General features: G+C 32.2%; 22 protein-coding genes. 20 read left to right on the top strand and 2 right to left on the bottom strand.

Annotation, left to right across the window (positions count from 1 at the left end):
• The first annotated feature begins 881 nt into the window (after positions 1-881).
• From OLM57_RS12585 to OLM57_RS12600, 4 genes are all read left to right on the top strand, one after another.
• A complete protein-coding gene (locus tag OLM57_RS12585) occupies positions 882-1,382 on the top strand; it encodes a CAP domain-containing protein (protein ID WP_264564045.1) in 501 nt (166 codons plus the stop codon).
• 400 nt (positions 1,383-1,782) lie between these two features.
• Positions 1,783-2,268, top strand: coding sequence for a SixA phosphatase family protein (locus tag OLM57_RS12590; protein ID WP_264564046.1), 486 nt, complete (start codon positions 1,783-1,785; stop codon positions 2,266-2,268).
• Between the two features lie 8 nt (positions 2,269-2,276).
• Complete coding sequence (gene ppk1 / locus OLM57_RS12595; protein WP_264564047.1) at positions 2,277-4,346, top strand: polyphosphate kinase 1; 2,070 nt, start codon at positions 2,277-2,279, stop codon at positions 4,344-4,346.
• A gap of 48 nt (positions 4,347-4,394) precedes the next feature.
• Complete coding sequence (locus OLM57_RS12600) at positions 4,395-5,285, top strand: Ppx/GppA phosphatase family protein (protein WP_264564048.1); 891 nt, start codon at positions 4,395-4,397, stop codon at positions 5,283-5,285.
• A 91-nt stretch (positions 5,286-5,376) separates the two neighbouring features.
• Here the strand turns inward: OLM57_RS12600 and OLM57_RS12605 are convergent, their stop codons facing one another.
• Positions 5,377-7,476 carry an LTA synthase family protein gene (locus OLM57_RS12605; protein WP_264564049.1) on the bottom strand — a complete coding sequence of 700 codons (2,100 nt, stop codon included), beginning with the start codon at positions 7,474-7,476 and terminating at the stop codon, positions 5,377-5,379.
• A 365-nt stretch (positions 7,477-7,841) separates the two neighbouring features.
• On the opposite strand from OLM57_RS12605, the gene OLM57_RS12610 reads away from it, so the two are divergent.
• The 13 genes from OLM57_RS12610 to OLM57_RS12670 all read left to right on the top strand — a co-directional run bounded on the left by OLM57_RS12610 (position 7,842) and on the right by OLM57_RS12670 (position 20,594).
• On the top strand, positions 7,842-8,831 hold the full coding sequence (locus tag OLM57_RS12610; RefSeq protein ID WP_264564050.1) for a glycoside hydrolase family 5 protein: 990 nt from the start codon (positions 7,842-7,844) through the stop codon (positions 8,829-8,831).
• A 205-nt stretch (positions 8,832-9,036) separates the two neighbouring features.
• Complete coding sequence (locus OLM57_RS12615) at positions 9,037-9,480, top strand: ubiquinol-cytochrome c reductase iron-sulfur subunit (RefSeq protein ID WP_264564051.1); 444 nt, start codon at positions 9,037-9,039, stop codon at positions 9,478-9,480.
• A 16-nt stretch (positions 9,481-9,496) separates the two neighbouring features.
• A complete protein-coding gene (locus tag OLM57_RS12620) occupies positions 9,497-9,931 on the top strand; it encodes a thioredoxin family protein (RefSeq protein WP_264564052.1) in 435 nt (144 codons plus the stop codon).
• Entirely contained in the window at positions 9,931-10,914 is a 984-nt protein-coding gene (locus OLM57_RS12625; RefSeq protein WP_264564053.1) for an FAD:protein FMN transferase, read from the top strand. The genes OLM57_RS12620 and OLM57_RS12625 overlap by 1 nt, the downstream gene beginning before the upstream one ends.
• A gap of 13 nt (positions 10,915-10,927) precedes the next feature.
• On the top strand, positions 10,928-11,134 hold the full coding sequence (locus OLM57_RS12630) for a DUF4266 domain-containing protein (RefSeq protein WP_264564054.1): 207 nt from the start codon (positions 10,928-10,930) through the stop codon (positions 11,132-11,134).
• A gap of 119 nt (positions 11,135-11,253) precedes the next feature.
• Positions 11,254-12,699: a DUF3570 domain-containing protein gene (locus OLM57_RS12635; protein ID WP_264564055.1), complete on the top strand. Its 1,446-nt coding sequence runs from the start codon at positions 11,254-11,256 to the stop codon at positions 12,697-12,699.
• A 6-nt stretch (positions 12,700-12,705) separates the two neighbouring features.
• Entirely contained in the window at positions 12,706-13,374 is a 669-nt protein-coding gene (locus tag OLM57_RS12640) for a response regulator transcription factor (protein WP_264564056.1), read from the top strand.
• Positions 13,375-13,378: 4 nt separating this feature from the next.
• On the top strand, positions 13,379-14,755 hold the full coding sequence (locus tag OLM57_RS12645) for a sensor histidine kinase (RefSeq protein ID WP_264564057.1): 1,377 nt from the start codon (positions 13,379-13,381) through the stop codon (positions 14,753-14,755).
• A gap of 159 nt (positions 14,756-14,914) precedes the next feature.
• Positions 14,915-16,033, top strand: coding sequence for a VIT1/CCC1 transporter family protein (locus OLM57_RS12650; RefSeq protein WP_264564058.1), 1,119 nt, complete (start codon positions 14,915-14,917; stop codon positions 16,031-16,033).
• 79 nt (positions 16,034-16,112) lie between these two features.
• A complete protein-coding gene (locus OLM57_RS12655) occupies positions 16,113-16,625 on the top strand; it encodes a hypothetical protein (protein WP_264564059.1) in 513 nt (170 codons plus the stop codon).
• Between the two features lie 87 nt (positions 16,626-16,712).
• The gene (locus OLM57_RS12660; RefSeq protein ID WP_264564060.1) at positions 16,713-17,282 is read left to right on the top strand and encodes a hypothetical protein; all 570 of its coding nucleotides are present in this window, start codon (positions 16,713-16,715) and stop codon (positions 17,280-17,282) included.
• On the top strand, positions 17,282-18,187 hold the full coding sequence (locus tag OLM57_RS12665) for a cytochrome c3 family protein (protein WP_264564061.1): 906 nt from the start codon (positions 17,282-17,284) through the stop codon (positions 18,185-18,187). The genes OLM57_RS12660 and OLM57_RS12665 overlap by 1 nt, the downstream gene beginning before the upstream one ends.
• Before the next feature lie 316 nt (positions 18,188-18,503).
• On the top strand, positions 18,504-20,594 hold the full coding sequence (locus tag OLM57_RS12670; RefSeq protein WP_264564062.1) for a chitobiase/beta-hexosaminidase C-terminal domain-containing protein: 2,091 nt from the start codon (positions 18,504-18,506) through the stop codon (positions 20,592-20,594).
• 79 nt (positions 20,595-20,673) lie between these two features.
• Here the strand turns inward: OLM57_RS12670 and OLM57_RS12675 are convergent, their stop codons facing one another.
• Positions 20,674-22,218, bottom strand: a complete 1,545-nt coding sequence (locus OLM57_RS12675) for a hypothetical protein (RefSeq protein ID WP_264564063.1) — start codon at positions 22,216-22,218, stop codon at positions 20,674-20,676.
• A 154-nt stretch (positions 22,219-22,372) separates the two neighbouring features.
• On the opposite strand from OLM57_RS12675, the gene OLM57_RS12680 reads away from it, so the two are divergent.
• From OLM57_RS12680 to ilvD, 3 genes are all read left to right on the top strand, one after another.
• Positions 22,373-23,542 carry a 2-isopropylmalate synthase gene (locus OLM57_RS12680; protein ID WP_264564064.1) on the top strand — a complete coding sequence of 390 codons (1,170 nt, stop codon included), beginning with the start codon at positions 22,373-22,375 and terminating at the stop codon, positions 23,540-23,542.
• A 32-nt stretch (positions 23,543-23,574) separates the two neighbouring features.
• Complete coding sequence (leuB, locus tag OLM57_RS12685; RefSeq protein WP_264564065.1) at positions 23,575-24,690, top strand: 3-isopropylmalate dehydrogenase; 1,116 nt, start codon at positions 23,575-23,577, stop codon at positions 24,688-24,690.
• Positions 24,691-24,965: 275 nt separating this feature from the next.
• On the top strand, positions 24,966-26,639 hold the full coding sequence (gene ilvD, locus OLM57_RS12690) for a dihydroxy-acid dehydratase (protein ID WP_264564066.1): 1,674 nt from the start codon (positions 24,966-24,968) through the stop codon (positions 26,637-26,639).
• The last annotated feature ends 26 nt before the right edge of the window (positions 26,640-26,665 follow it).

Raw genomic sequence — 26,665 nt, forward strand, 5'->3', positions numbered from 1 at the left:
TAAATCAGATTTTTGTGTAATGTTAAAAAGAGCGTCTGTAAATAGATGTCATTTAGATGTTTAATGTTAGGTTACGAAGAATTCAATTTTGATTTAAAATTAGGGGCAAATCAAAATTTTAATTTCATTAAATTCTTCAAAAATTATTTGAAGAATTATTTGAACTCGAAGTAGGTTATTCATTTTTGATTTCAAATTTGGGATTGAAATCAAAATACCGATAATCAGATTTTACACGGATTGCAATAAAGTAGGTTTTTGTAAATAATTTTTATTTAAATATTGATTTCGGGGTAAAAATCAAAACGTTTTTGACAAAACAAATTTATTTATAATTCAAAGCTATAACGTTTGTTTTAGATATAACACCAATATCTTTAAATAACCTAAAAACTCGTTGAAGAGTTAAATTTTTTATTAATTCTTTAAATTTTGTTTGTATTTTTTATTTTGTTTAACTCCAACTTATTTTTCTGTCTGGCACATATTATCTTAAATTAAATGATCATCCGGATTTATTTGTATTTAAATTTGAGTTTTAAACAATATTTTGATAAATATTTAGCTATACGGGTGCTAATTCATATTTTTTGTATAGCACGATCTAATAAAATAATTTAAACAAAAAAAATGCATTTAAAACATCACCAAAAGATAATAAGTTTATTATTATATAAATAACTGTTTTTACTGATTATCAGTAAATTAAAAATATTATTGTAAGATTAAAACCTTATAAAGTATTACATTAATGCATTTCATCGATTAAATTTGTATTTTAAACGAGTTTGTTGTTAATTTGTTCTGTCAAAATGAATGTTTAAATATTGTCATAAAGAAAGTTGCCCCACAATCTACTTTATACTTAATCTATTATCATCATGAATACCAAAACACTGTGTATATTATTGATTACCTCAGTAATAGCAATTATGACTTCCTGTTCATCAGATGAAAATTCAGATGCCGTTGAAGCAAAATTACCAATTGTGACGGTTTATAATTATAGTCCTGACGAAATTCAGACCATGTCTTTAATTAATAATTATAGGGTAAGTATTGGTTTGAATGCTTTGGAAAAAATTAATCATGTCTCCTATAAATCTGAGGAGCATGACAATTATATGATTGCAAACAATGTAGTTAATCATGATGATTTTGTCGCTCGTTCAGAGAATATCATAAAAGCTTTGGGAGCAAAACGAGTTAGCGAAAATATTGCCTATAATTATAACAGTGCACAAGGAGCATTTGATGCTTGGTTAAACAGCCCGGGACATAAAGAAAATATTGAAGGAGATTTTACTCATTTTGGAATTTCAATACGAGAGAATCCAGTCAACCACAGAAAATATTATACCAATATATTTGTAAAAATGTAAAATTTGTTTTGTTTGTTTGTTTTATATGAAAGCTGTCATTTATGACAGTTTTTTTTTTGGAATAAATTCAAAGTCATTTTTTGTTAGATTCAAAATTTAACCTCAATCGGCTGCAAAATTAGTTATGAAACTGATTTTAAAAAAGTAAGATGCAGCAGATTTATAACGCTGAAAAGAGCTTTTAAAACTATAAAAAAAGAAAAATCTAAATTTGGTTTAAGAAATTATAAAATAAAAAAAATATGATTCTGTTTTTTTTTTGTAAATTGTAACTCACTAAAGGTTTTATATAAAGCATAGCTTTACAGTAAAACCAAAATAAATTTACTATTAACTAGTTTTCTCCTTTAGACCTACAGTAATTGTTAAGGTTTCTTTTTTTAACTTATAGTTGTGTTTTATGAAAAATTTAATATTAATTCGGCATGCAAAATCAAGTTGGGAAGCACCTTTGCATGACAAAGAACGACCTTTGACTTCGCAAGGAATGCAAAATGCACATTTAGTATCTTCAAATATAAATGACTTTTTACCAAAGACTTATGTATTATGGAGTAGTACCGCAGAAAGAGCTATAGAAACTGCAATGATTTTTGCCCAAAATATAAATTACCCATTAGATAGTATTATATATAAGGAAGAGCTTTATACATTTGATGAGAGAAAATTAGAAAAAGTTATTAAATCATATAGTAATGGTTATGATAATATAATTATTTTCGGACATAACGAGGCTATTACAAATTTTGTTAATAAATTTGGGGATGTTTATATCGATAATGTTCCAACAGCCGGATTTGTTCACTTAGAATTAGAATCGGATAGCTGGGAAACAATCGAAAAAGGCAAGACAAAAAAAGTAATATTCCCAAGAGATTTAAAATAAATTAAAAAGTGTTAGAACAAAGGTATATAGATCGAGAAAAAAGTTGGTTGGCTTTTAATGCAAGAGTGCTTCAAGAGGCAGGAGATATTACAGTTCCGTTATTGGATCGATTAAGATTTTTAGGAATTTTTTCTAATAATTTGGATGAGTTTTTTAGAGTTCGTTTTGCGGCCATTAGAAGGTTGAGTTTAAGCGGAATTTCTGGAGAAAAATATTTTGGAGGTGTTTCTGCCCAACAATTAATTAAGGATATAACAGAGATTGTGATTCAGCAACAATCTGAAAGTTTGAGGATTCTTAATACAATTGAATCACAATTGGAAAACGAAAATATCTTTATTATAAATGAGCATGGGATAAGCAACGAGCAAGAAATTTTTTTAAAAGATTTTTTTATACAAAAGCTGAGCCCGGAACTAGTTACCATAATATTAAATGACTTGGCAGAATTTCCGGTTCTGAAAGATTCATTAGGCTATTTGGCTGTCAAATTGGTAATGAAAAAAAATCAGGAAGTACGATATGCGGTAATTGAAATTCCAAAAATGATCAACCGTTTTGTTGTTTTGCCATCAGATAACGAAAAACAATATGTTATTTTAATTGATGATGTGATTCGTCATAATCTAAGTAATATTTTTAATATTTTCAACTACGAAAGTGTTTCGGCACACATGATAAAAATTACTAGAGATGCTCAATTGGATATTGATAGTGACTTGAGTAAGAGTATGTTGGAAAAAATATCCAGTAGTGTAAAAGACAGAAGAATAGGGGAGCCAGTGCGTTTTATATATGACCAAGAAATAGATAAAGACACACTTCAATTTTTCTTGGATAAAATGAATATTGATTCAACAGATAGTATTATCCCGGGAGGTAGGTACCATAATCGACGAGATTATATGGATTTTCCAAATCTAGGAAGATTTGATTTGTTGTATAAAAAAAATGATCCTTTGCCAATTCCGGGTTTAAGCCTCGAAGGAAGTATTTTGGAAAAAATAAGTGAAAAAGATTATTTGATGAATGCTCCCTATCAATCTTTTTCCTATTTAATAAAATTTTTGAGAGAATCAGCATTAGATCCAAAAGTGACTTCCATAAAAATCACTTTGTATCGATTGGCCAAAAATTCACAAATTATTAGTTCACTCATAAATGCAGCTAAAAACGGAAAAAAGGTAATTGTTCAAATTGAATTGCAGGCACGATTTGATGAAGCTTCGAATATTTCCTATTCTGAGCAAATGCAAACTGAAGGAATTCAACTTATATTTGGTATCAAAGGACTGAAAGTGCACAGTAAAGTATGTGTTATCGAAAGACTTGAGAAAAGTAAAATAAAACGATACGGTTTTATTTCAACAGGAAATTTTAATGAATCTACTGCCAAGATTTATACAGATGTTACCCTTTTTACTTGTCATCCGCAAATATTAAAAGACATATCAAAAATATTTGACTTTTTTGATATTAACTATAAAGCCCAACGTTACAAACATCTTATCGTTTCTCCGCAATATACGCGACACCGATTTGTAAAAATGATTGATAGGGAGATTTTTCATGCATTGGCGGGTAGAAAAACCTATATGAAGCTAAAAATGAATAGTCTGTCGGATTTATTGATGATTGACAAGTTGTATGAAGCTAGCAACGCGGGGGTAAAAATTCAACTCGAAGTAAGAGGTATATGTTCTTTAATTCCTGGTGTAAAAGGATTAAGTGAAAATATTGAAGCAATTAGTATAGTAGATAATTATCTGGAACATGCTAGGATTTATATTTTTGGAAATGCAGGATTGCCCGAAGTTTATATTTCTTCTGCCGATTTTATGACTAGAAATATTGATGCTAGAGTAGAAGTAACTTGTCCTATTTATGATCAAAGTATAAAAAACGAGTTAATTGACAATTTTGATTTAGGTTGGAAAGGAAATGTCAAAGCACGTTATCATTCTTATAAATTGGATAATAAATATAGAATTAGAAATGACTCTCCAATTTTTAGAGCACAAGTAGAAACCTATAAATACTATCAAAATAAAGTAGAAGTATTTGAGCAAGTTGAGTAATAATAGATTTTCATTTCTAAATAAAAATAATCGCATCCATTAGAGAAAATGATTAAAATAAAAAAATATGCCGCTATAGATATTGGATCAAATGCCATGCGTTTACTGATAACCAATATTGTAGAAGAAGACGGCAAAGAACCACAATTTAATAAGAGTTCCTTAGTAAGGGTACCTATACGATTAGGTCAAGATGCATTTACAGTTGGTGAAATTTCGCAGGAGAATATTGATCGGATGTGTGATGCAATGAAGGCTTTTAATCTATTGATGAAAGTACATAAAGTAGAACGTTATATGGCATTTGCAACTTCAGCAATGCGAGAAGCTTACAATGCAAAAGAAGTTGTTGCACTAATAAAAAAGAAAGCTGATATTAAGATTGAAATCATAGATGGCAAAAAAGAAGCTGCAATAATAGCATCAACAGATTTGCATCACTTACTAAAAACAGACGAAACTTATTTATTTGTAGATGTTGGAGGTGGAAGTACCGAATTTACATTGTTTTCTAGCGGAAAAATGATAAATTCAAGATCATTTAAAGCAGGAACGGTTCGATTACTTAATGAGATGGTTTGCGATGTTGTTTGGGATGAAATTGAGAAATGGATAAAAACAAACACCGCAGATTATGAAGAAGTAACATTGATAGGTTCTGGTGGGAATATCAATAAATTATTTAAAATGTCGGGTAAACTTCAGGAAAAACCTTTGTCTTATATTTATATTAATGCACAATATGCTTATTTGAATTCACTTACCTACGAACAAAGAATTTCGCAATTAGGATTAAATCCAGATCGTGCCGACGTAATTGTACCGGCTACTCGTATTTATCTCAATGCAATGAAATGGAGTGGAGCCAGACAAATTTTTGTTCCGAAAATTGGTCTTTCTGATGGTATTGTAAAAGCAATGTATTATGGTAAAATTTAGTAAACTAGCTTATTATTTATGGGATAGTATTAATACAAAAAAGGGCAGTCTAGCTTAAGATTGCCCTTTTTTGCATTTAGAAATTTAAAAGTTACTTCAACTTTTGATATTTCTTTTTTTTCAATATATCCGAAGCGGTTTGATAATATGATATGGCTTCGTTTACAAGATCCGTTCTTTCTTTGGTCATTGGAACTTGATCGTAATAGATTTGGAATTCCGGTGCTACTTTTTGACCTGGTTTTAACGTCAATTGAAACTGTTTTACAGTTTGTTTTGGAGAGAGAACTGTCAAAATGTTGTCTTTTATCAATCCTAAATCCTGATAAGTAGCTATTAATGCTCTTGGATGATAGTCCGGTTTCAATACATCTTGACCAAAAAATTTGCTTTGGTAATTGAAATGTAACAAACCAAAAAGCGTTGGCATAATGTCTATTTGTGACATTACATTCGTGTATTTTTGAGGTTGAACAAAGCCCGGACTATAAATTATAGCCGGAATTCTATATTTGTCCACAGGAAGTTCAGTTTTACCGGCGCTTGAAGCGCAATGATCAGCAAGAATAACAAATATGGTGTTTTTGTACCAAGGTTGTTTGCTTGCCATTTCAAAGAATTTTCGCAAAGCAAAATCAGTATATTTTACGCCACCGTCACGAGATTTGGCATCACCGGGAATGTCAATTTTATCGTTTGGATAAGTAAAAGGACGATGGTTGCTCACGGTCATCCAATGATTGAAGAAGGGTTTGCCAGTTTTGGCTTCGTCATTCATCACCTTTATGGCTTTGTTGGCCATATCTTCGTCACAAACACCCCAAATATTGGCAAACGTAACTTCTTCGGGTGTAAATGATTTTTTATCGACAATGTCATAACCATTTCCAGCAAAAAAGTCTTCCATGTTGTCAAAAAAGGCGTCTCCACCATACAAAAATTTTACATCGTATCCTCTTTGTTCAAAAAGAGCTCCAGTAGAAAATTTGTCTTTATTGTCTTTACGTTTTACAACACTTTCTCCGGCAGTAGGTGGAAAGCACAAAGTTACGGCTTCAAGACCACGAACGGTTCTATTTCCGACGGCATATAAATTGGTAAACAATAAACTTTTCTGGGCCAGACTGTCTAAGAAAGGAGTGATGTTTTGTTCATTTCCATACGTTTTCATAAAATCGGCGCTGTAACTTTCTATAGTAATTAAAACTACATTTTTAGGAGTTTCGGCAGTATCGCTTTTAATGTCTCTTAAAGTTGAAATACCCTTAATAGAAGGAATCTGTTTTCCTAATATAGCAAAAACATCCTTTTCGGGAAGGGTTTTATAAAACTTGAAATAATCCAATTCGCTATTTACAAAGGCTAAATAGAAACGATACATCCCGTTGGCTTGCAGCTCGTTGGCAAAAACATTTTGGGAGTTTTCTTTTTTGGCTAAATATGGTATTGCCAATAAAGAAAGGCCAAATAATGTCAGATAAATTCCGGATATTTTTAATTTATCTATAAAAGTTGGAATGGCATCAATATAATTTCTGGTTCTTTTAACCATAAAATAAGTCACAGTTCCAGCAATTAGAAACAAACCGGAAAACAAAGGAATTACAGGGTAAGATTCCATTATATTTCCGATAACTTCATTGGTGTAAACCAAATAATTTACGGCTATAAAATTGTATTTAACACCAAATTCATTCCAAAAGAAATATTCGCTAATTCCGTTTTGAAGTATAAGGACAACGTATAAAAATATAACAAAAGTGAACAACCAAAATCTGATCTGGCTTCTGTATTTTGGCAAAAAAAGTAGCAATCCAAACAATAATGTTTTGATACCAACAAAAATCAAACCGATTTTTGGTAAAGCACCACCGTATTCATTCAGAATTGTTTTGCCAGAGGCAATATAAAGCAATAATGCCACCAAAAAGCCAAAAATGATATACCCGTAGGGTTTGTAGTATTTTGAATTGGATATAAAAATAAGATACAACCATAAAAAACTAGTTGCGATTATAAATACAAATAAATCTGAAATCAAACCTATTGTAAATATTTTTAAGCTATCTATAAAGACAAAAGAAGTTTGAGTTATAGGGTGAAATACCAAAACGATTCTCAAAACAAAACTCACCAAGATGTAGAAAAGAGCAAGATTATAAAAGGGGGAAAACTTCCTTAAAAAATTCATAAAGTGTTATTTTTTGGCAAAAATACGAAAATTGAATCTAAATTAATGTTTATGTAACAACGATTTGAATCTTAAATTTGACTTAGGGTCTACATTGTATGTTGTTATTTTGGCTTTCTATTGAATTTAAAGATTACAGTTTTTTTTCATTATATTGTTAATTAATCAGTGCTAAAAAAATATAAAGTGTAAAATTTTAACCATAAAAAAACATAATCATTAGGTTTATTCATATAAGTATAAAATAGTATTGCATATTGAGGATTTATTATTATAATTTTTCTTATATAATATTAAAATTTGCAATGAAAGTTTCTTGATATTCAGGAAATTAAAAAAAAACAATCTATAGCATTATGAAAAAAATGAATTTAAATTTAAAAAAGGGAAAAGTAATCATTGCGTTTTTATTGTTAATTGGATTATTATTTATGACAAGTTGTGAAAAATCGGATACTAATGAAGGAGCGGTAGCTGCAACAGAAGTTTCAACGGCTACTAAAGGTTTAACATCAAAAACAGCTTCTACTGCTGGAGATATTGGGAATGGTGTGAACTTACAGCCTTCTTATTATAATAGTGGAAATTGTGATTTGGGATGGACTTTGATGAAACAAAATACAAAGATTAAATCGGTGCGTATTGAAGTTGAACCAGGACAAGAAACAAATGCCAAACGTTGGATTTCCGAGGCAAAATTAAATGGTTTTCAAGTTATTGTAACGTATCATAAATCATCTGTTTTGGGTTCCGACAGCGCTTCAGAATTATTGGCCGCAGGAACTTGGTGGAAAAACAACTACAATACACTTGGCGGAGGTTTTATCGTTAATTTGATGAATGAATGGGGTAGCCATAATATAACGCCATCTGCTTATGCATCTGCTTATAATGCGGCAATTGCTCAAGTTCGTACAGTATATAGTGGCAGTATTATTATTGATATTCCAGGGTGGGGACAAGAAACAGCCACGGCAGCTTGTGCAGTAAAAGGATGTACTTCTGGACAAACCAAAATAACGGACACCAAAATTATTCTTTCAGCACATATTTATCCAGGAGCTTATAACCAAGCGAAAGGGCGATATATGAACACATCAGATATAGATGATTTAGCTTCATCGGGAAGAGCTTGTATTTTGGGCGAGTTCGGCAGTATTGGCGGTTCTGGTGCCGATTGGTCAGGAATTGTTGACTATGCAAAAAGCAAAGGCTGGACTGTAATTGGTTGGGCATGGGCAGGAGATGGAGTCGGAATGAATATGATTACACCTCAGTTACAATCCTATGTAAATGGAAGTCCTAAAACATACACAAAAACGAGTTACTTTAATACAGTGTATAATAAGCTGTAATTGTCAATATTCTTTTTAAATAATTCATAAACAGTCTTAGGTTTTTAAAAAAAACTTTAGACTGTTTTTTTGTCAAAAATAGTAGAATCATTTTTAAGATTCGATTCTTAAATTTGACTTAAGACCTTTTTGGCATGCAATTAAACGGTTTTTTTTGAGTTAAATTTGTAGAATATTAATTGTCTTTTTAGAAAAAAATTAATGTATGAATAGAAAAGAATTTTTCTCAAAAGTAGGTTTTGGTGCGGCGGCAGTATTTATTCCTGCCTGTATTGCTGGAGTAGTAACTAGCTGTAGCAGTGATGGATCTTCTGATTCTGGAGGTTCAACACCTGTTGTAACGCCACCGACAGGAGTTGATTTCAATTTGGATGTCAGTACAGGGGCATTAGCAACAAATGGAGGTTATTTAGTCACTAAAGGTATTGTAGTAGCCAAAACATTGACTGGAGAATTCTTGGCTGTTTCGGCATCTTGCCCACATGAAGGAACCAATGTAAAATACAGTTCATCAGGAAATAACTTTATATGTCCAAATCATAATTCGCAATTTTCAGATAAAGGTTTAGTAACTCAAGGGCCTGCAAATTCCAATTTAAAAGTGTATTCAACATCATTGTCGGGAACAACACTAAGAGTTTTTTCTTAGTATAAAAATTTAACCTATGAAATATTTACTCTACTTCCTTTTTTTAATAACTACTTCCTTTGGATATTCCCAAAATTGGAATACCAACTTTGAAGAGGTAAAAGCAAAAGCCGAAAAAGAAAATAAAAACATATTATTGGTGTTTTCAGGCTCAGATTGGTGTGGGCCTTGTATAAAATTAGATAAGGTAGTTTGGCAATCATCAGAATTTCAAGCAGAAGCGGATAAAAGTTGGGTTATTTATAAAGCCGATTTTCCAAAGAAAAAAGCCAATCAACTTTCTCCAGAAATGACAGAAAGAAATAATAAATTGGCCGAAAAATACAATAAGAATGGTAGTTTTCCATTAGTCTTGCTTTTAGATAAAAAAGGTAAGATAATTGGAGTCACAGGGTTCAAAAATGTTTCTGCTGCCGAATATATTCAACTCATTCATTCTTTCGAAAAATAATGAAAAAAATAATATCCATCTGTTTTATATTCGTTGCATTCTCATCCTTTGCACAGATAATCCATAAGCGAAAATTATCGATGTTGGGAAGTCCTTTTGAAATGACTGTTGTAGCCAAAGATACAGTCGAGGCCAATATTTATATTAATATGGCTATTGGAGAAGTGAGAAGAATTGAAAATGAAATTTCAGATTGGATTCCAACAACACCTATATCTCAAGTTAATCAAAATGCAGGTTTAAAACCGGTAAAAGTGCCAACTGAAGTATTTGAATTGGTAGAACGATCTATTAAAATTTCTGAAATTACGGAAGGTGCTTTCGATATATCCTATGCTTCAATGGACAAGATCTGGAAGTTTGATGGTTCTATGAAAGAAATGCCAACTCCAGAAGCCATAAAAAAATCGGTAGAAAAAATTGGTTACAAAAATATTATTTTAGATCCAAAAGAACATACTATTTTCTTGAAAATGCAAGGAATGAAACTAGGTCTTGGCGGAATAGGTCAAGGTTATATTGCCGATAAAATTCATGTTTTATTGTTGTCAAAGGGTTGCAATTCTGGATTGGTAAACGTTTCTGGAGATATTTTTGCATGGGGAACGCAACCCAATGGAAAACCGTGGACAGTAGGAATAGTAAATCCTTTGAACAAAAAAAATATTTTCGCCACTTTCCCATTAGAGAATAGTGCTGTTGAAACATCGGGAAGTTATGAGAAATTTGTGATTTTTGATGGAAAAAGATATTCCCATATCATTGATCCCAGAACGGGCTATCCAGCAATGGGAATAGTAAGCGTATCTGTTTTTGCCCAAAAAACAGAAATTGCGGACGCCTTGGCTACAGGTATTTTTGTACTTGGTGTCGAGGTTGGATTGGATTTGGTGAATCAACTGAAGGGAATTCAGTGTATAATAGTTGATGAAAAAGGTAAAGTGTATTCTTCAAAAGGAATAGACATAGAAAAATACAATTAATAAAAAGAAAAGTATGAAAAAACTACTATTGTTGCTGGTTATTATTGCCTTACAATCGTGTAATTCAGTAAAAGAGTATGAAAAAGTAAATATTAATGATCCAGAAATGAAACTGGCTTCAAAAACTACCGAACGTTACGAAACAACTTTTCAGGTATATAGAGAAGCTGCCGCCGGAGCCAATGGAGGAAAATCTGGAGGAGGCTGCGGTTGTAACTAGTTTGTTAGTTGCTGTGTTACTAAGATTCTTAGTTACTAAGATTTTTGGAGATAACTAAAAAAGCAAAATATTTACTTGAACTTAGAAACTCAGTTTCTTAACAAAATAATTTATTCAAAATGAAAATTTACAAAATTGTATTTCTTTTTATATTCGTAAGTTCTCTTTCTTATAGTCAAGAGAAAGATACTACTGTTGTGTTTAAAAAGCGAGTTTTAGAAAGTGCTGAAGTTGATTTTATGGCCAGTTATTACAATCAAGACGGAACACATTCTGCTGTTTCTGGAGGAATTGGATCTGAACAATTGACTGATTTTGCTTCTAATATTGTTGTTTCAATGCCGTTGAATGATGATGATGTACTTACCGTAGACCTCGGTTTATCGGCCTATACGTCTGCATCATCCAGTAATATTAACCCTTTTAATTCTACTTCTACCGGTGCTTCTGGCGGAGGAGGTGGGGATGACGATAGAAAAGTTGCTGCTATGGGTAATGGAAACCCAACTCCATGGCAAGCTTCATCAGGAGCTTCTGGAAATGATGAGTTATTGGCAGTAATAGCAAATTACACACATAATAGTGATGATAGGAATTTTATTTGGAATGCTGATGTTTCTTTTTCAAATGAGTTTGATTATACTTCATTTGGTTTTGGTGGCGGAGTTTCAAAGCTTTTCAATAATAAAGATACAGAGGTTAGTGTAAAAGCCAATGCTTATATTGACCAATGGAGACCAATTTATCCAACAGAATTGGAACAGTACGCATTGTATGGTTCCAATTTTCAAAATCAAGGATATTTGAATGGTGTTACAATTTTAGATCAAAATGGTCAACCTTCTAAAGGGTATTTGCCTTCTAAATTTGAGACAATAACTTCGGTTAATAGAAACTCTTATTCCGTTTCTTTTGCTTTTTCTCAAGTGGTATCCAAAAAATTCCAGTTTTCAGTATTTTTCGATTTATTGCAGCAGCAAGGATTGCTATCTACGCCTTATCACAGAACTTATTTTGCTGATAACCAACACTATTATATTGGTCAGCCACAATATATAAATGAGTATACCAGCCCAAGTAATACGGGTGTTTATGAACTGGCAGATGATATTGAACGATTACCCGATAATCGTTTTAAAATACCTATTGGTGCCCGATTTAATTATTATATAAATGAACGATTTATAGTAAGAACGTATTATCGATATTATACAGATGATTGGAACTTAAAAGCAAATACTTTCAATATTGAAATTCCTATAAAAATTTCTGAAAAATTTACGGCTTATCCTATGTATCGTTATTATTCGCAAACGCAATCCAAGTATTTTGCTCCTTATCAAACGCATTTATCGACAGAGAAGTATTATACTTCCGATTATGATTTGTCTACTTTTTATGCTAATCAATATGGTTTTGGCGTATCTTACACCGATTTGTTTACAACCGCTCAAGTGTTTTCATTTGGATTGAAAAATATAGATTTCAGATTCAATCATTACCTTAGAAGTGATGGCTTATATGCAAATATTGCTACAATTGGTTTTAAATTTGTTTTACAGTAAAAAAAAATGAAAATTTTAATTGTTGAAGATGAGATAGGAATTGCCAATTTTCTTAAACAAGGTTTAGAAGAAGAAGGCTATGAAGTCTTGGTTGCCAATGATGGAAAATCGGGGCTAGAAATTGCCTTGCATCAAAAAGTAGATATTATTTTGCTCGATTGGATAATGCCAAAAATGCAGGGAATCGATGTTTGCAAAGCTATTCGTATTGAAAATTCAAAGACACCAATTTTGTTTTTAACAGCCAAAGATACCATTCAGGAAACCATTGAGGGGTTGAAAGCGGGTGCCAATGATTATATCAAAAAACCCTTTAGCTTTGATGAGTTGCTGGAACGTATCAAAATTCATTTTAGAAACGAAAATCTGGACGATATACTTACATTGGGAAATATAAAAATAATTCAGTCCAAGCATCAAATTTTTGCCAATAATCAAGAAGCTTTTTTGACTCAGAGAGAATATGAATTGGTTCTTTACCTGATAAAAAATAAAGGAAAAGTTTGTACCAGGGTGCAAATTATCAATGATGTTTGGGATATTCACTTTGAATATGATACTGGAGTAATTGATGTTTTTATGAATGCTATTCGAAAAAAACTCAATTTAAATAAAGAAGAAGATCTTATAAAAACCATCAGGGGTGTTGGGTATATTGCAAATGATTTAAATTAATTAGATGTTTTCATTATCCTACAAGAATAGAATCGCATTAAATTATATCATTAGTACTGCCATTTTAATTTCGGTAGTGTTTTTTGTTATCTATAAAATCACATCTTATAGTATAAATAAACACATCAATGATGATATTCTCGAAGAATCAAGTGAATATTTGGAACAGATTGAAATTGATACTAATAACGCCTATCTAATTCAGGTCGATCAATGGAAAGCCCATGACAATAATTCCGTCAATGTAAACCCCGTTTTTGTCCAGTTTTTTGATAATAATGGTAAATTAATTGATAAGTCTCCCAATCTTAAGGGACTACAACTTCAATTATACCAATCAAATAAAGACAATCAATTTGTAGACAGCTTTTTGAACAATAGGCCAATTCGACAAATTCAAATTCCACTTTACAATAAAGAAAAAAAAGTAGGTTATCTTTTTGTGGCAATGTCGCTGGATGAAGCCACATTAATTTTGACAAACCTTAGAAACACTCTTTTTGTTGCATTTCCCCTTATTCTTATCCTTTTGTTCTTTATTGCAAGATTAATTGCAGGTCGGAGCATAAAACCGGTGACTATGATTACCAAAACTTCCAGTAGAATCACTAAAGATAATTTGAAAGATCGCATCGATTTACCTCAAAACCGAGACGAATTGTATGTGCTTTCTAAAACAATTAATGATTTATTGGATCGAATTGAGAATGCTGTCGAAAGGGAAAAACAATTCACATCGGATGCTTCACATGAATTAAGAACACCTCTTACCGTTTTAAAAGGAACTCTGGAAGTATTGATTCGTAAACCAAGAAATCAAGCCGAATATGAAGAGAAAATTAATTTCAGTATTTCTGAAGTGAATCGATTGAATAATTTGGTAGATCAACTGCTATTATTGGCTCGATTTGAAAATCAAAAGCAAAGTCTTAAGATCGAAAAAGTATACTTGAATGCTTTAATCTTAGACATATTGACTCTGTATTCAGGCAAAACAAATGCCAAAAAAATTGAAGTTGTATGTTCTTTTCCTAATGATTTTTATATAAAGACGGATAATTATTTGGTTTCTATTGTACTTGGAAATATTATTTCGAATGCTATAAAATATACGAATGAAGAAGGGCAAATTGTGATTAACCTCTCAAAAACCGGTTCAAAAACAATCTGTACCATATCAGATAATGGAATTGGGATATTGGCAGCAGATCTAAATAAGATTATCAACCCTTTCTTTAGATCAAATCCTACGAATCATCCTGAAATTAAAGGTTCAGGTTTGGGGCTCTCCATTGTTGAAAGAATTTCACAATTATTAAACATTGAATTTGAAATTGAAAGTGAAGTAAACAAGGGGACAACTGTATTTTTGAAATTTTAGACACATGAATAAACATCTGATTGGGATGATTTTACTATTATTTGAAAATGAATAATTAAGCCAATATTAATGGTTACTATTTTTTGAATTAATAGTATTGAATTATCTTTATGCAATTAAAAATCAGCTATCTCTCTTGATTTTATAAAAGCGTAAACAATGGATGTAAAGAAAATTAAACAACAATTACAAATAGAAGTCGATACTGCATTTTTGTATGAAAGTATTGCTGCGATTCAGGAAGATGAAAATTTGACCAAAGTATTACAAAGTCTTGCTGAAATTGAAAAAGGACATGCCAAACACATGCTAAATAAAATTTTGACTTTTGATAAAAATTGCAAAATGCCTTTGCCGTCTTCCAAAGCAAAGTTTCAATTGAAATTGGGTAAATTGTTCGGATATAGTTCGATTATCAGTAGTTTATCAAATATTGAAAAGCAATTTGCTGTCAATACATTAAAAAATAAAATCGAAAAAGGGGAGAAACTAACTGGTTTTGAGCACAATCATCTTAATATCATTGAAGCTGTAAACAACAATTCGGCTCTGAATGTTTCGGGAGGCTTATTGTCCAAATTTGAAAGTCGACATAAATCTGTTGGAGGAAATGCCTTGAGGGCGGCCGTTTTAGGATCCAATGACGGATTGGTTTCCAATATGAGTTTGGTGATGGGAGTTGCTGGCGCTGCGGTTTCTAATAATACAATTTTATTAACCGGTATTGCAGGATTATTGGCAGGAGCAATTTCGATGGCTTTGGGAGAATGGTTGTCTGTTCAAAGTTCAAGAGAATTAAATCAGCGTCAGATAGAACTGGAAACAGAAGAACTGGAAGCTTCGCCAGAAGAAGAAAAAAAGGAATTGGTATTGTTGTATCAGGCAAAAGGAATGAATGTCGAAGAAGCTCAAAAACTAGCCGATAAGGCATTCGAAACCCCCCAAACTGCCATTGATGCAATTATCACCGAAGAATTAGGAATTGACAAAGAAGAATTAGGAGGATCTGCATGGGAAGCCGCAATTGCATCTTTTATTTTGTTTGCTATTGGTGCAATTATTCCGTTATATCCTTTTATGATTTTGGATGGAAAAAATGCCATATTGTTAAGTATTGCCAGCAGTGTTGTTGGTCTTTTTGGAATTGGTGCAGCCATCACATTGTTGACAGGAAAAAGTATTTTATTTTCAGGTTTTAGGCAAGTAGCATTTGGTTTGGCTGCAGCAGCAATTACTTATGGAATTGGAACCTTGATAGGAGTCTCTTTGGCAGGTTGATATAAGCTTGAATAATGTAACACGAAAGGCAAATAACTATTGTAATTTTAACTAAATAAAAACTTTAAATATTAATATTATGAATGATGCACATTTACACTTGATAGTAAACCATTTTCCAATTATTGGAACTATTCTTGGTTTGGGAATTTTAATTGTAGGGATGATTCTAAAAAATATTTCAGTCAAGAATACGGCTTATATTTTATTTTTAGTTTCGGCAATTTTTGCAGCTTTTAGCATGGGAACTGGAGAAGGAGCAGAGGAAATGGTAGAAGATATGCCAAATATTGGAAAACAAATTATTCATGAACACGAAGAATTGGCCGAAAAACTTGCTTTGGTGTTATATCTATTAGGCGCTATCTCTCTAGTTGGGTTGTTCTTGAATTACAAAAAAAATGCCAAAACAAAATATGCTTCATATGCAGCACTTATTGTTGCTATCATTGGAGTTTTTATAGCAAAAGAAGTTGGAACTTCTGGAGGTGAAATTCGTCATACCGAAATTAGAGCTAATGCTTCTGCTTTGAATAGTGGAGGAGCTGAAAAAAATGCAACTACAGAGGAAAGTAGAGAAGATAACGACTGATTTAATTTTTAAAATAATGATAGAGACCCAAAATTTGATGTTAGCGTTGTAATATCGATTTTGGGTTTTTTAGTTAAAAAATTTATTATGAAAAACAGTGTCATTTCAAAGGATATAATACCTTTTATAACTTGGTTTTCTGCCATGATTTTTAGTGCAATTTTAATTGATGTTATTCTTCACTATTTTAATGTTGCTTTTATTGGCAGATATTTAGGCTATTTAGGAACTTTCACCATTTTGATTTCATTCTTGTATTCATTGAAGAAAAGAAAGATGATACATTTTAGTACTCCAAAAAGATTATTGGATTTTCATGAATATCTCGCCATTTCTGGCTCAGTAATGATTTTGGTTCATGCCGGAATTCATATTCATTCTGTTTTACCTTGGTTAGCAATATTGATGCTATTGATTAACGTCTCTAGTGGTTTGGTAGGTAAATATCTTTTGGCCCAAGCCAATAAAACAATGAAGGAAAGAAAATCATCATTTGAAAATTCAGGAATGACAGAAGATGAAATTTCTAAAGCTATTTTTTGGGATGCAACTGCAGTGGAGAGTATGAAAAAATGGAGAAAAACACATATGCCAATAACATATTTTTTGGGCTTACTATCCTTGATCCATATCGTTTCTGTAATTCTTTTTTACTGATGAAAAATAGATCTGTTTTTATAGTTATAACATTGATAATCATGGTTTTTGTGGTTAAGTTTCCTCACGAAATGTTGTCACCTGGTGATTTATATCAAGCGCACTCTGATTTAGAAAATAATTGTTTTACTTGCCATAAAGTATTTTCGGGTACACCAAACGAAAAATGTATCTCTTGTCATAAACCTTCGGATATTGGTTTGAAAAAAGATAGAAAAAGAAAGGTTATTAATGAGAACTCTAAAATTTTATTTCATAAGAACCTTGAAAACGAATCTTGTATATCCTGTCACTCAGATCACAAAGGTTTAAAAATGATAAAATCTTCGATTAAATTCGAACATTCATTATTGCCCGAGATATATAGAAATAAATGTGTAAGTTGTCATTCTCAACCCAAAGACGAACTTCATAATAGTGTTTCCAATTCATGTATAGGTTGTCATTCCACTATCGGTTGGAAATCAAAAATGGAGTTTAACCATGATTTGATTGAAAAAACAGCAAAAGACAAATGTATTTCCTGTCATAAAATTCCAAAGGATAATTTTCATAGTAGCATTACTGGTAATTGTGCTTCTTGTCATGGATTTAATAAATGGAAGCCTTCTACTTTTAACCATGACTTGTCTTTTCAACTAGATGAAAATCACAATACTGATTGTAAAGTATGTCATACAACCAATAATTTTAAGGAATATAGTTGTTTTGGATGTCATGAACATACTATAAACAATATTAGGGAAGAGCATTCGGAAGAAGGGATAACGAACTTTACTAACTGTGTAAAATGCCATAAAAATGGCAGTGAAGAAGGGGGTGAATATAATGAAGGTAAAATTAGGGAATACATTGATAAAGAATTGAAGAATAAAAACCAACAAAAAGAAGAAAATGAAGATTGATGTTTATTGATTCTAAAATATTTTCAGCAAAAAAGGCGATCAATTTGATTGCCTTTTTTTGTTGAGTTTTTCATCAAACTTTATTTGATCTTCATCACTTCACGAATTATTTAATTATATGTTAAAACCAAAAAAGTTATTCATACTATCACGTTGTCGTAGTTGGTTTTTTTTAATTGGCATTGAATTTGTTTAAAATAGTATAATATTAGCTGATTAAAGATAATATATAGCAATTAAAATATATTAAAATTAAGGTTTTGTACAATGCAGTAAGTATTTAATTCAAAACTTTTAGTAATTAAATCCCCAAATTATGAATAAAAAAATATTTTTTAGAAAGGCATTTTTAGTGTGCTTATTTTTGTTTTCAGTTCTTGGAGCTACTGCTCAAACCTTCAAAGACGATATTATGATGCAGGCATTCAGTTGGGATGTTCATAATCAGTCATCAGTAACAGCAGAAGGCGGATTGTATAATTTTCTTAACAATAGAGCTAGTAGTTTTGCGACTGCTGGTATTACAGTACTTTGGATGCCACCACCGAGTAAATCTTCAGGAGGTGTGGGGTATATTCCAACGGAATTGTATAATTTTTCTCAAACGGTTTATGGAACAGAAAGTCAATTGACTACTTTGTTAACCAACCTGAATGCTAGTAGTCCTAAAATTCATGCAATGGCAGATGTTGTTGTAAATCATAGAGGAGGATCTACAAATTGGACAGATTTTACAAACCCAACATGGGATTGTAAATCGATAACAAGTACAGATGAGGCTAATTCTGGTGTGATTACAGGAGTAAGACCTTGTGGTACAGCAGATACAGGAGATGATTTTGGTGGAGCAAGAGATTTGGATCATCGTGATGCTCAGGTTCAAAGTGGAGTTAAAGAATATTTGAATAGACTTAAAGGTTTAGGTTTTGATAGCTGGAGATGGGATATGGTAAAAGGGTTTTCTGCTAGTTATGTGGGAACTTACAATACTGATTCAGCTCCTTATGGTTCCGTTGGAGAATACTGGGACGGAAATGCTACAAGTGTAAAGGCTTGGGTTGATGGAACCAGTAAAAAATCGACAGCTTTTGATTTTCCATTGTATTATAATTTGAGTAGTGCGCTTTTAGGTAATTATTCAAAACTTGCAGGAACTCCAGGTTTATCTAGTCAAACGGGATACGGAGACCTAGCAGTAACATTCATTGATAATCATGATACTTTTGTTAAAAACGAATGGATTGCAGAAGCCAATGTAATGAAAGGATATGCGTATATTTTGACGCATCCTGGTATTCCATGTGTGTTTTTTTCTCATTATTATGGAGGAACTTATAGCAAAGATGGTGTGACAAGAACGTATACTTCCCATGAAAATGACATAAATGTTTTAATGGCTGTTAGAAAAGCAAATGCAATAAATGCTTTGAGTACATTAAGTATTCAAACAGCTACTACAAACGAGTATCTAGCAATAATTGATGGTAAAGTTGCAATAAGGTTAGGAAACACTACTACATTACCTACAGGAACTGGTTGGATTGAAAATGCATCAGGAACGGGGTATAAAGTATGGTCAAAAGTAGCGATAAATGTAGCTCCAACAGTAGCCATTTCTCCAGTAGGAGGTTCGTTTGTAGCAGGAACAACTCAATCAGTTACAATTGCCGCTACTGATGATAAAGCAGGATCTATTATGTATTATACTACAGATGGAACAACGCCAACGGCAAGTTCTAGTGTTTATTCTGCTCCAATAAATGTGTCGGCAAATACAACGATAAAAGCAATCGCAAAGGATGTTGATGGATTGTTTTCTGGTGTTGTTTCACAAACTTATACTTTTTTAGCTGTTGGAAATATTACTGTGCGTTTCTTGCCGCCTTCTTCTTGGGCAAAACCAATCAATGTGCATCACTGGGGTGCAGTACCTTCAGCTAATCTAGCGGATTCTTCTTGGCCTGGAAAAGCAATGACGGGACCTGATTCTAGTGGTTATTATAGTTATACTTTTAATAATGTAGCCAGTACAAATTTACTTTTTGATAGCGGTACGGGTGCTCCACAAACAGCTGATATCACTGGGGTAAACAAAAATACGTGTTACAATATGTCTACAGGAACAGTAGTTGAAGAATCTTGCGGAAATTTAGGCTTGGATACTCCAATTATTGGAGGAAATAAAATCACCTTTTATCCAAATCCTGTATTAGATTCATTTAAAATAAATACTGTAGTTTCGAACCTTTATATTTATGATTTAAATGGTAGAATTGTAAAACAGCAAACAAAACCATTAGAATCAAATAGTGCTATTGATGTGAGCGAACTAAGAAAAGGAATCTATTTTGTTACGGCAAAAGATGCAAATGGATCTAATTTCACCATAAAATTGATCAAGCAATAATATTTAGTTAGTTATTTTTTGAAAGGCTGCCTGATATCTTCAAGCAGCCTTTCTTATTGGATAATAAATTAAATAGAAATTATCTATTATTCAACTTGGCTTTTTCTTTTATAATAGCACTTATTTTTCGATTCTCGATTTTACTTTCGAGCCAAGAAATAATGTCAAGATATAGGAAAGCTCTTTTTTCATAAGTGTTTTTCTCTAATTCGATAAAGCGTTCTCTCATCTTAATGAATTCTTTTTTGATGTCACTTGGGTACAAAGTGCTTAAGTTCTTAAGGAAACGGATAATCTCTTTTTGCACTTCATGCAAATCATTCATTTTGAGCAAAAATTTATAGGTATTTTTAAGTTGGTTTTCCAGATAATAATCCTGACCCAACTCATAGTGTGCAATCAAGCACAAAAGTCTTGCAAAACACATTAAATCTTCCCGCATGGTAAGATTTCTATTGTTTATGATTTTTTCTAAATAAACGATGCATTCCTGATATTTTTCGTTCCCAAAATAAATACAGGCAATTTTGTAATAGAACATCATTTCGTGGTGCTCATCCAAGTGTTCATTGTGAACTTTTATTTTATTTAAAATCTCGGGAATTAGGTATTCACTTTCTGCAAAAGTACCTTCTAGTATATGATAGTTCAATTTATTGTTGTACAAATAAAGAAAGGACAATGAAGCAATATTATCATTTATCGGAAAACGGGGATCGTTAATTGTTTCTTCGAGCAACTCCAAATACTTTTTAAAATTTGATTTGTATTTGAGCATAAATAATGACTCTAATAAATAATGATTACCTTTTAGAAAGAAAACAGGATTTAAAAAAATCATATTTTTATTGTCATAAAATAAGGTTACCCATTTATAGGCATATTTATAGCAGGAAAGAAAGTCCTGAACCAAGAAACTTCGCCATAAATTGGCATTATAAAACCAATATTTTTCACGAAAACCAAATTTGGATTGGTCAAAATGCGCAATGTGTTTTACAAAATAATCATCAATGTACTTGTATTCTTCGTCACTTTTCACAAAACCCGTTTTTAGCATTATACCATAAAGCTGAAGTGACAAATTGGATAATTTACTCGAAATGGTATTACGATAATTCAATTCTTTGGCCTGAATAACCAATTCATCGGCACGACCTTGGATACTTCTGGTGATGTATTGTGATTCGATTAGTTTTTCAAATTCAACAATTTCAAAAGCCATATATTTTTCATCATTTTCGATGGCTTGTTGTTTGGTCTTATCCAATATTTTCAAACTTTGCTTGTAAAGCCCTTTGTTATAAAGAATTGCAGCAAAATCAATTTGTTCTCTCAGTTGATAACGAATGTTCTGACTGGGAATATTCAAACGAATACTCACCAAAATTTGTTTGTACAAATACGATTTTAGATTTGATAATTGGACTTTTTTTATCAAGCCGTTCTTCAATATTAGTTTTTCATCATATACTTCTGATTTATCCAAAATATTAAATAATTCGATAAACTTGGTATTAGAACTTGTTTCCAATCTGCTGGCAAATATCTTAAATTGTCTTTTTTCAGATTTGGAAAGGGATTTTATTAATACAAATAAAAAATCTTTTTGATGGTTAGCCATTGTATTATAAAAGTATTTAATCTTTTGATTTATAGATTGTTATGTGTTTATTTTTTGCTTTATAAGTAGTATATTTACTTAAAACAGGTTTAGTTTTAAGATAAATGAAAACTATTTTTGTTTTAAGATGTGAAATTACATTAAATATATTAAAATGAATAGAGAGAAAGTCCAAATTTTTGATACCACTTTAAGAGACGGAGAACAGGTCCCAGGATGTAAATTAGACACCAACCAAAAACTCGTTATAGCCAATCGCCTTGACGAAATGGGTGTAGATATTATTGAAGCTGGATTTCCTGTATCTAGTCCAGGTGATTTTTTATCTGTTTCCGAAATTTGTAAAATTGTTAAAAATGCTACTGTTTGTGGTCTTACAAGGGCTGTAGAAAATGATATTGATGTGGCGGCAGCTGCTTTAAAACATGCTGTTAGACCCAGAATACATACAGGAATCGGAACTTCTGATTCGCATATTATTCACAAATTGCAAACCACTCGTGAAGATGTAATAGCAAGAGCCAAACATGCCGTTGCCCATGCAAAGAAGTACGTTGAAGACGTAGAGTTTTATGCAGAAGATGCCGGCAGAACTGAAAATGCTTTTTTGGCAAAAGTTTGCGAGGAAGTAATCAAATCAGGAGCTACAGTTCTTAATATACCAGATACTACGGGATATTGTTTGCCGGAAGAATACGGTGCAAAAATAAAATACTTAAAAGAAAACGTAAAAGGAATCGAAAATGTAATCATTTCTTGTCATTGTCATAATGATTTAGGAATGGCAACTGCCAATTCAATTGCCGGTGCGGTAAATGGAGCTCGCCAAATAGAATGTACAATTAATGGGATAGGGGAGAGAGCAGGAAATACAGCGCTTGAAGAAGTAGTTATGATTTTCAAACAACATCCTTACCTGAATTTATACACGGATATCGACAGTAAACAATTGAACGAAATGAGCCGATTGGTTTCTGAAAGTATGGGAATGATTGTTCAGCCAAATAAAGCGATTGTAGGTGCCAATGCCTTTGCGCACAGTTCTGGAATCCATCAAGATGGAGTGATAAAAAATAGAGCTACTTATGAAATCATGGATCCCTTAGATGTTGGTGTCAATGAGTCGTCTATTATTCTTACCGCAAGAAGCGGTAGAGCAGCTTTGGCATACAGAGCTAAAAAAGTGGGTTACGAACTGACAAAAGTACAATTGGATATTGTTTATGTTGAGTTTTTAAAATTTGCTGATGTCAAGAAAGAAGTTTTGGATCATGATATTCATCAAATTATTGAAGCCAGTAAGATATATATCAATAACTATTAATAGAGAAAATTCTTTTAAAAAAATAAATAATTATGAACTTAAAAATAGCTGTACTTGCAGGAGATGGAATTGGACCTGAGGTTATTTTGCAGGCTAAAAAAGCATTGTATGCTATTAGTGTTGCCTATGATCATGAGTTTATTTTTGAGGATGCTTTGATAGGAGCAACTGCCATAGAAAAAACTAGAAATCCATTACCAGAGCAAACATTAAATCTTTGTTTGAATACAGATGCTGTTTTGTTTGGTGCTATTGGAAATCCAAAATACGATAATAATCCAGAATCCAAAATTCGACCAGAGCAAGGATTACTAAAACTTAGAAAGGAATTAGGGCTTTATGCTAATATAAGACCTATAAAGCCTTTCAAAAATTTGTTGGATGCTTCTCCAATTAAAAAAGAGGTAATCGAAAATGTTGATTTTGTAATTTTTAGAGAATTAACGGGAGGATCTTATTATGGTGAAAAGGTAATAAACGAAGAAGGTACTTTTGCATCTGATATTTGTGAATATTCTGAAAACGAAATCAATCGCATTACACATCAAGCTTTCAAAGCAGCTCAAAATAGAAGAAAAAAAGTAACATTGGTGGATAAAGCTAATGTACTGGAGACTTCCAGATTGTGGAGAAAATTGGTAAAAAACATTGCGCTTCAATATCCAGATGTGAAATTAGAATGTCAATACATTGACAATGTAGCGATGCAAATAATCACAGATCCCAAACAATATGATGTCATTTTAACCGAGAATTTATTTGGAGATATTTTGTCAGACGAAGCTTGTGCTATAATGGGATCAATCGGATTAATGGCATCGGCATCAATTGGAGATCATAATGCACTGTTTGAACCTATTCATGGGTCGTATCCACAGGCAAAAGGGAAAAATATAGCTAATCCTATTGCTTCTATTTTATCGGCAGCTATGTTGTTGGAGCATTTTGGGTTAGAAAAAGAAGCTAAGAAAGTATACGAAGCTGTAGAGAAAGCGATTGAATATAAAGTGGTTACTATTGATTTAAACCCGGGTTCAAGATTTGGGACAAACGATGTCGGCGATTTTATTTCAAATGTAATATTAAGTAAAGATGATTTGTATTTTAAAAATGATAATGTTCAAATTGGGCAATCAACTATCGTTTAGACAATATAAATCATAAAATATTGCATTATATCACTAAAAATGATTGGATTGTTGTGAAAATGTTTTTTTATTGAATTTGTTTTTAATACTTTTGCGGTGTTAAAAAATAAAAAATGAAACGCATTACCAACGTCCTTGTAGTTCTAAGTGTCATTGTGATTATCACAGATGAAAAGGGATTGGTATAAATATAAATGTGCAAACAGATATAAAACCTCCCAAAATTTTGGGAGGTTTTTTTTTAGATAAAATTTAAATACACAAATTAACATACAATGGAATTAAATAAATACAGCAAAATAATCACGCAAGACGAAACACAACCAGCTTCTCAAGCTATGTTCTACGGAATTGGTTTGACAGAAGAGGATCTAAAAAAAGCGCAGGTAGGAATTGTGAGCATGGGTTACGACGGAAATCCTTGCAATATGCACTTAAACGACTTGGCCAAAGATGTTAAGACTGGTGTCTGGAAAGAAGATTTAGTTGGTTTGATATTTAACACTATTGGTGTAAGTGATGGTATTTCAAATGGTAATGACGGAATGCGTTTTTCTTTGGTTTCTCGTGATGTTATTGCAGATTCTATCGAAACGGTTATGGGTGCACAGTGGTACGACGCTATGATTGCTGTTCCAGGTTGTGATAAAAATATGCCAGGTGCTTTAATGGCAATGGGAAGAGTAAATCGCCCTTCTATAATGGTTTACGGAGGATCTATTCACCCAGGAAAATGGAAAGGTGAAGATTTGAATATTGTTTCAGCTTTTGAAGCGTTGGGCAAAAAAATCAAAAATACAATTACACCTGAAGATTTCAAAGGAGTAATTCAAAATGCTTGTCCAGGTGCTGGAGCTTGCGGTGGAATGTATACAGCTAACACCATGTCATCAGCGATTGAAGCATTAGGAATGAGTTTGCCTTATAGTTCTTCTAATCCTGCTTTGAGTGCCGAAAAGAAACAAGAATGTGTTGATGCTGGTAAAGCTATCAAAATACTATTGGAAAAAGATATTAAACCTAGGGACATTATGACTCGTAAAGCATTCGAAAATGCAATTACGATGGTCGCTGTTTTAGGAGGTTCTACGAATGCTGTAATGCATTTAATTGCAATGGCTCACTCAGTTGGCATTGAACTTACATTAAAAGATTTCCAGGATATTAGTGATAAAACACCATTATTAGCTGACTTGAAACCAAGCGGTAAATACTTAATGGAAGATTTACATAATGTGGGCGGAGTTCCTGCGGTAATGAAATATTTATTAAAAGAAGGTCTGTTACACGGTGATTGTTTAACAGTAACTGGAAAAACGATAGCAGAGAATTTAGCATCAGTACCTGATTTGCAGGATGGACAACAAGTCATTCATGAAATCCAAAAAGCATTAAAAGCGACTGGAAATATCCAAATTCTATACGGAAACTTAGCAACAGAAGGTTGTGTCGCTAAAATTAGTGGTAAAGAAGGAGAGTTTTTTGAAGGTACAGCAGTAGTTTTTGAAGGCGAAAAAGATGTAATCAGAGGAATACAAGCAGGCGAAGTAAAACCTGGAAATGTAGTGATTATTCGTTATTGTGGTCCAAAAGGTGGTCCAGGAATGTCTGAAATGTTAAAACCAACATCTGCTATTATGGGTGCTGGTTTAGGAAATTCAGTTGCTTTGATTACTGATGGAAGATTCTCTGGTGGTTCACACGGTTTTGTCGTCGGACACGTTACTCCAGAAGCATATGAAGGCGGTGGAATCGCTTTAATTGAAAACGGAGATGTAATTACAATTGATGCGGTAAATAATACCATTGATATGAAAATTTCTGACGAAGAATTCTCAAAACGCAAAGCCAATTGGAAAAGACCAGAATCACCAATTAAACAAGGAGTTTTACTTAAATATATGCGTTCGGTCTCCAGTGCTTCAGAGGGATGTGTTACTGACAAATAATTTAAGAAAACAAACAAAGCTGTAAA

Source organism: Flavobacterium sp. N3904, from assembly GCF_025947305.1.
Taxonomy (GTDB): domain Bacteria; phylum Bacteroidota; class Bacteroidia; order Flavobacteriales; family Flavobacteriaceae; genus Flavobacterium.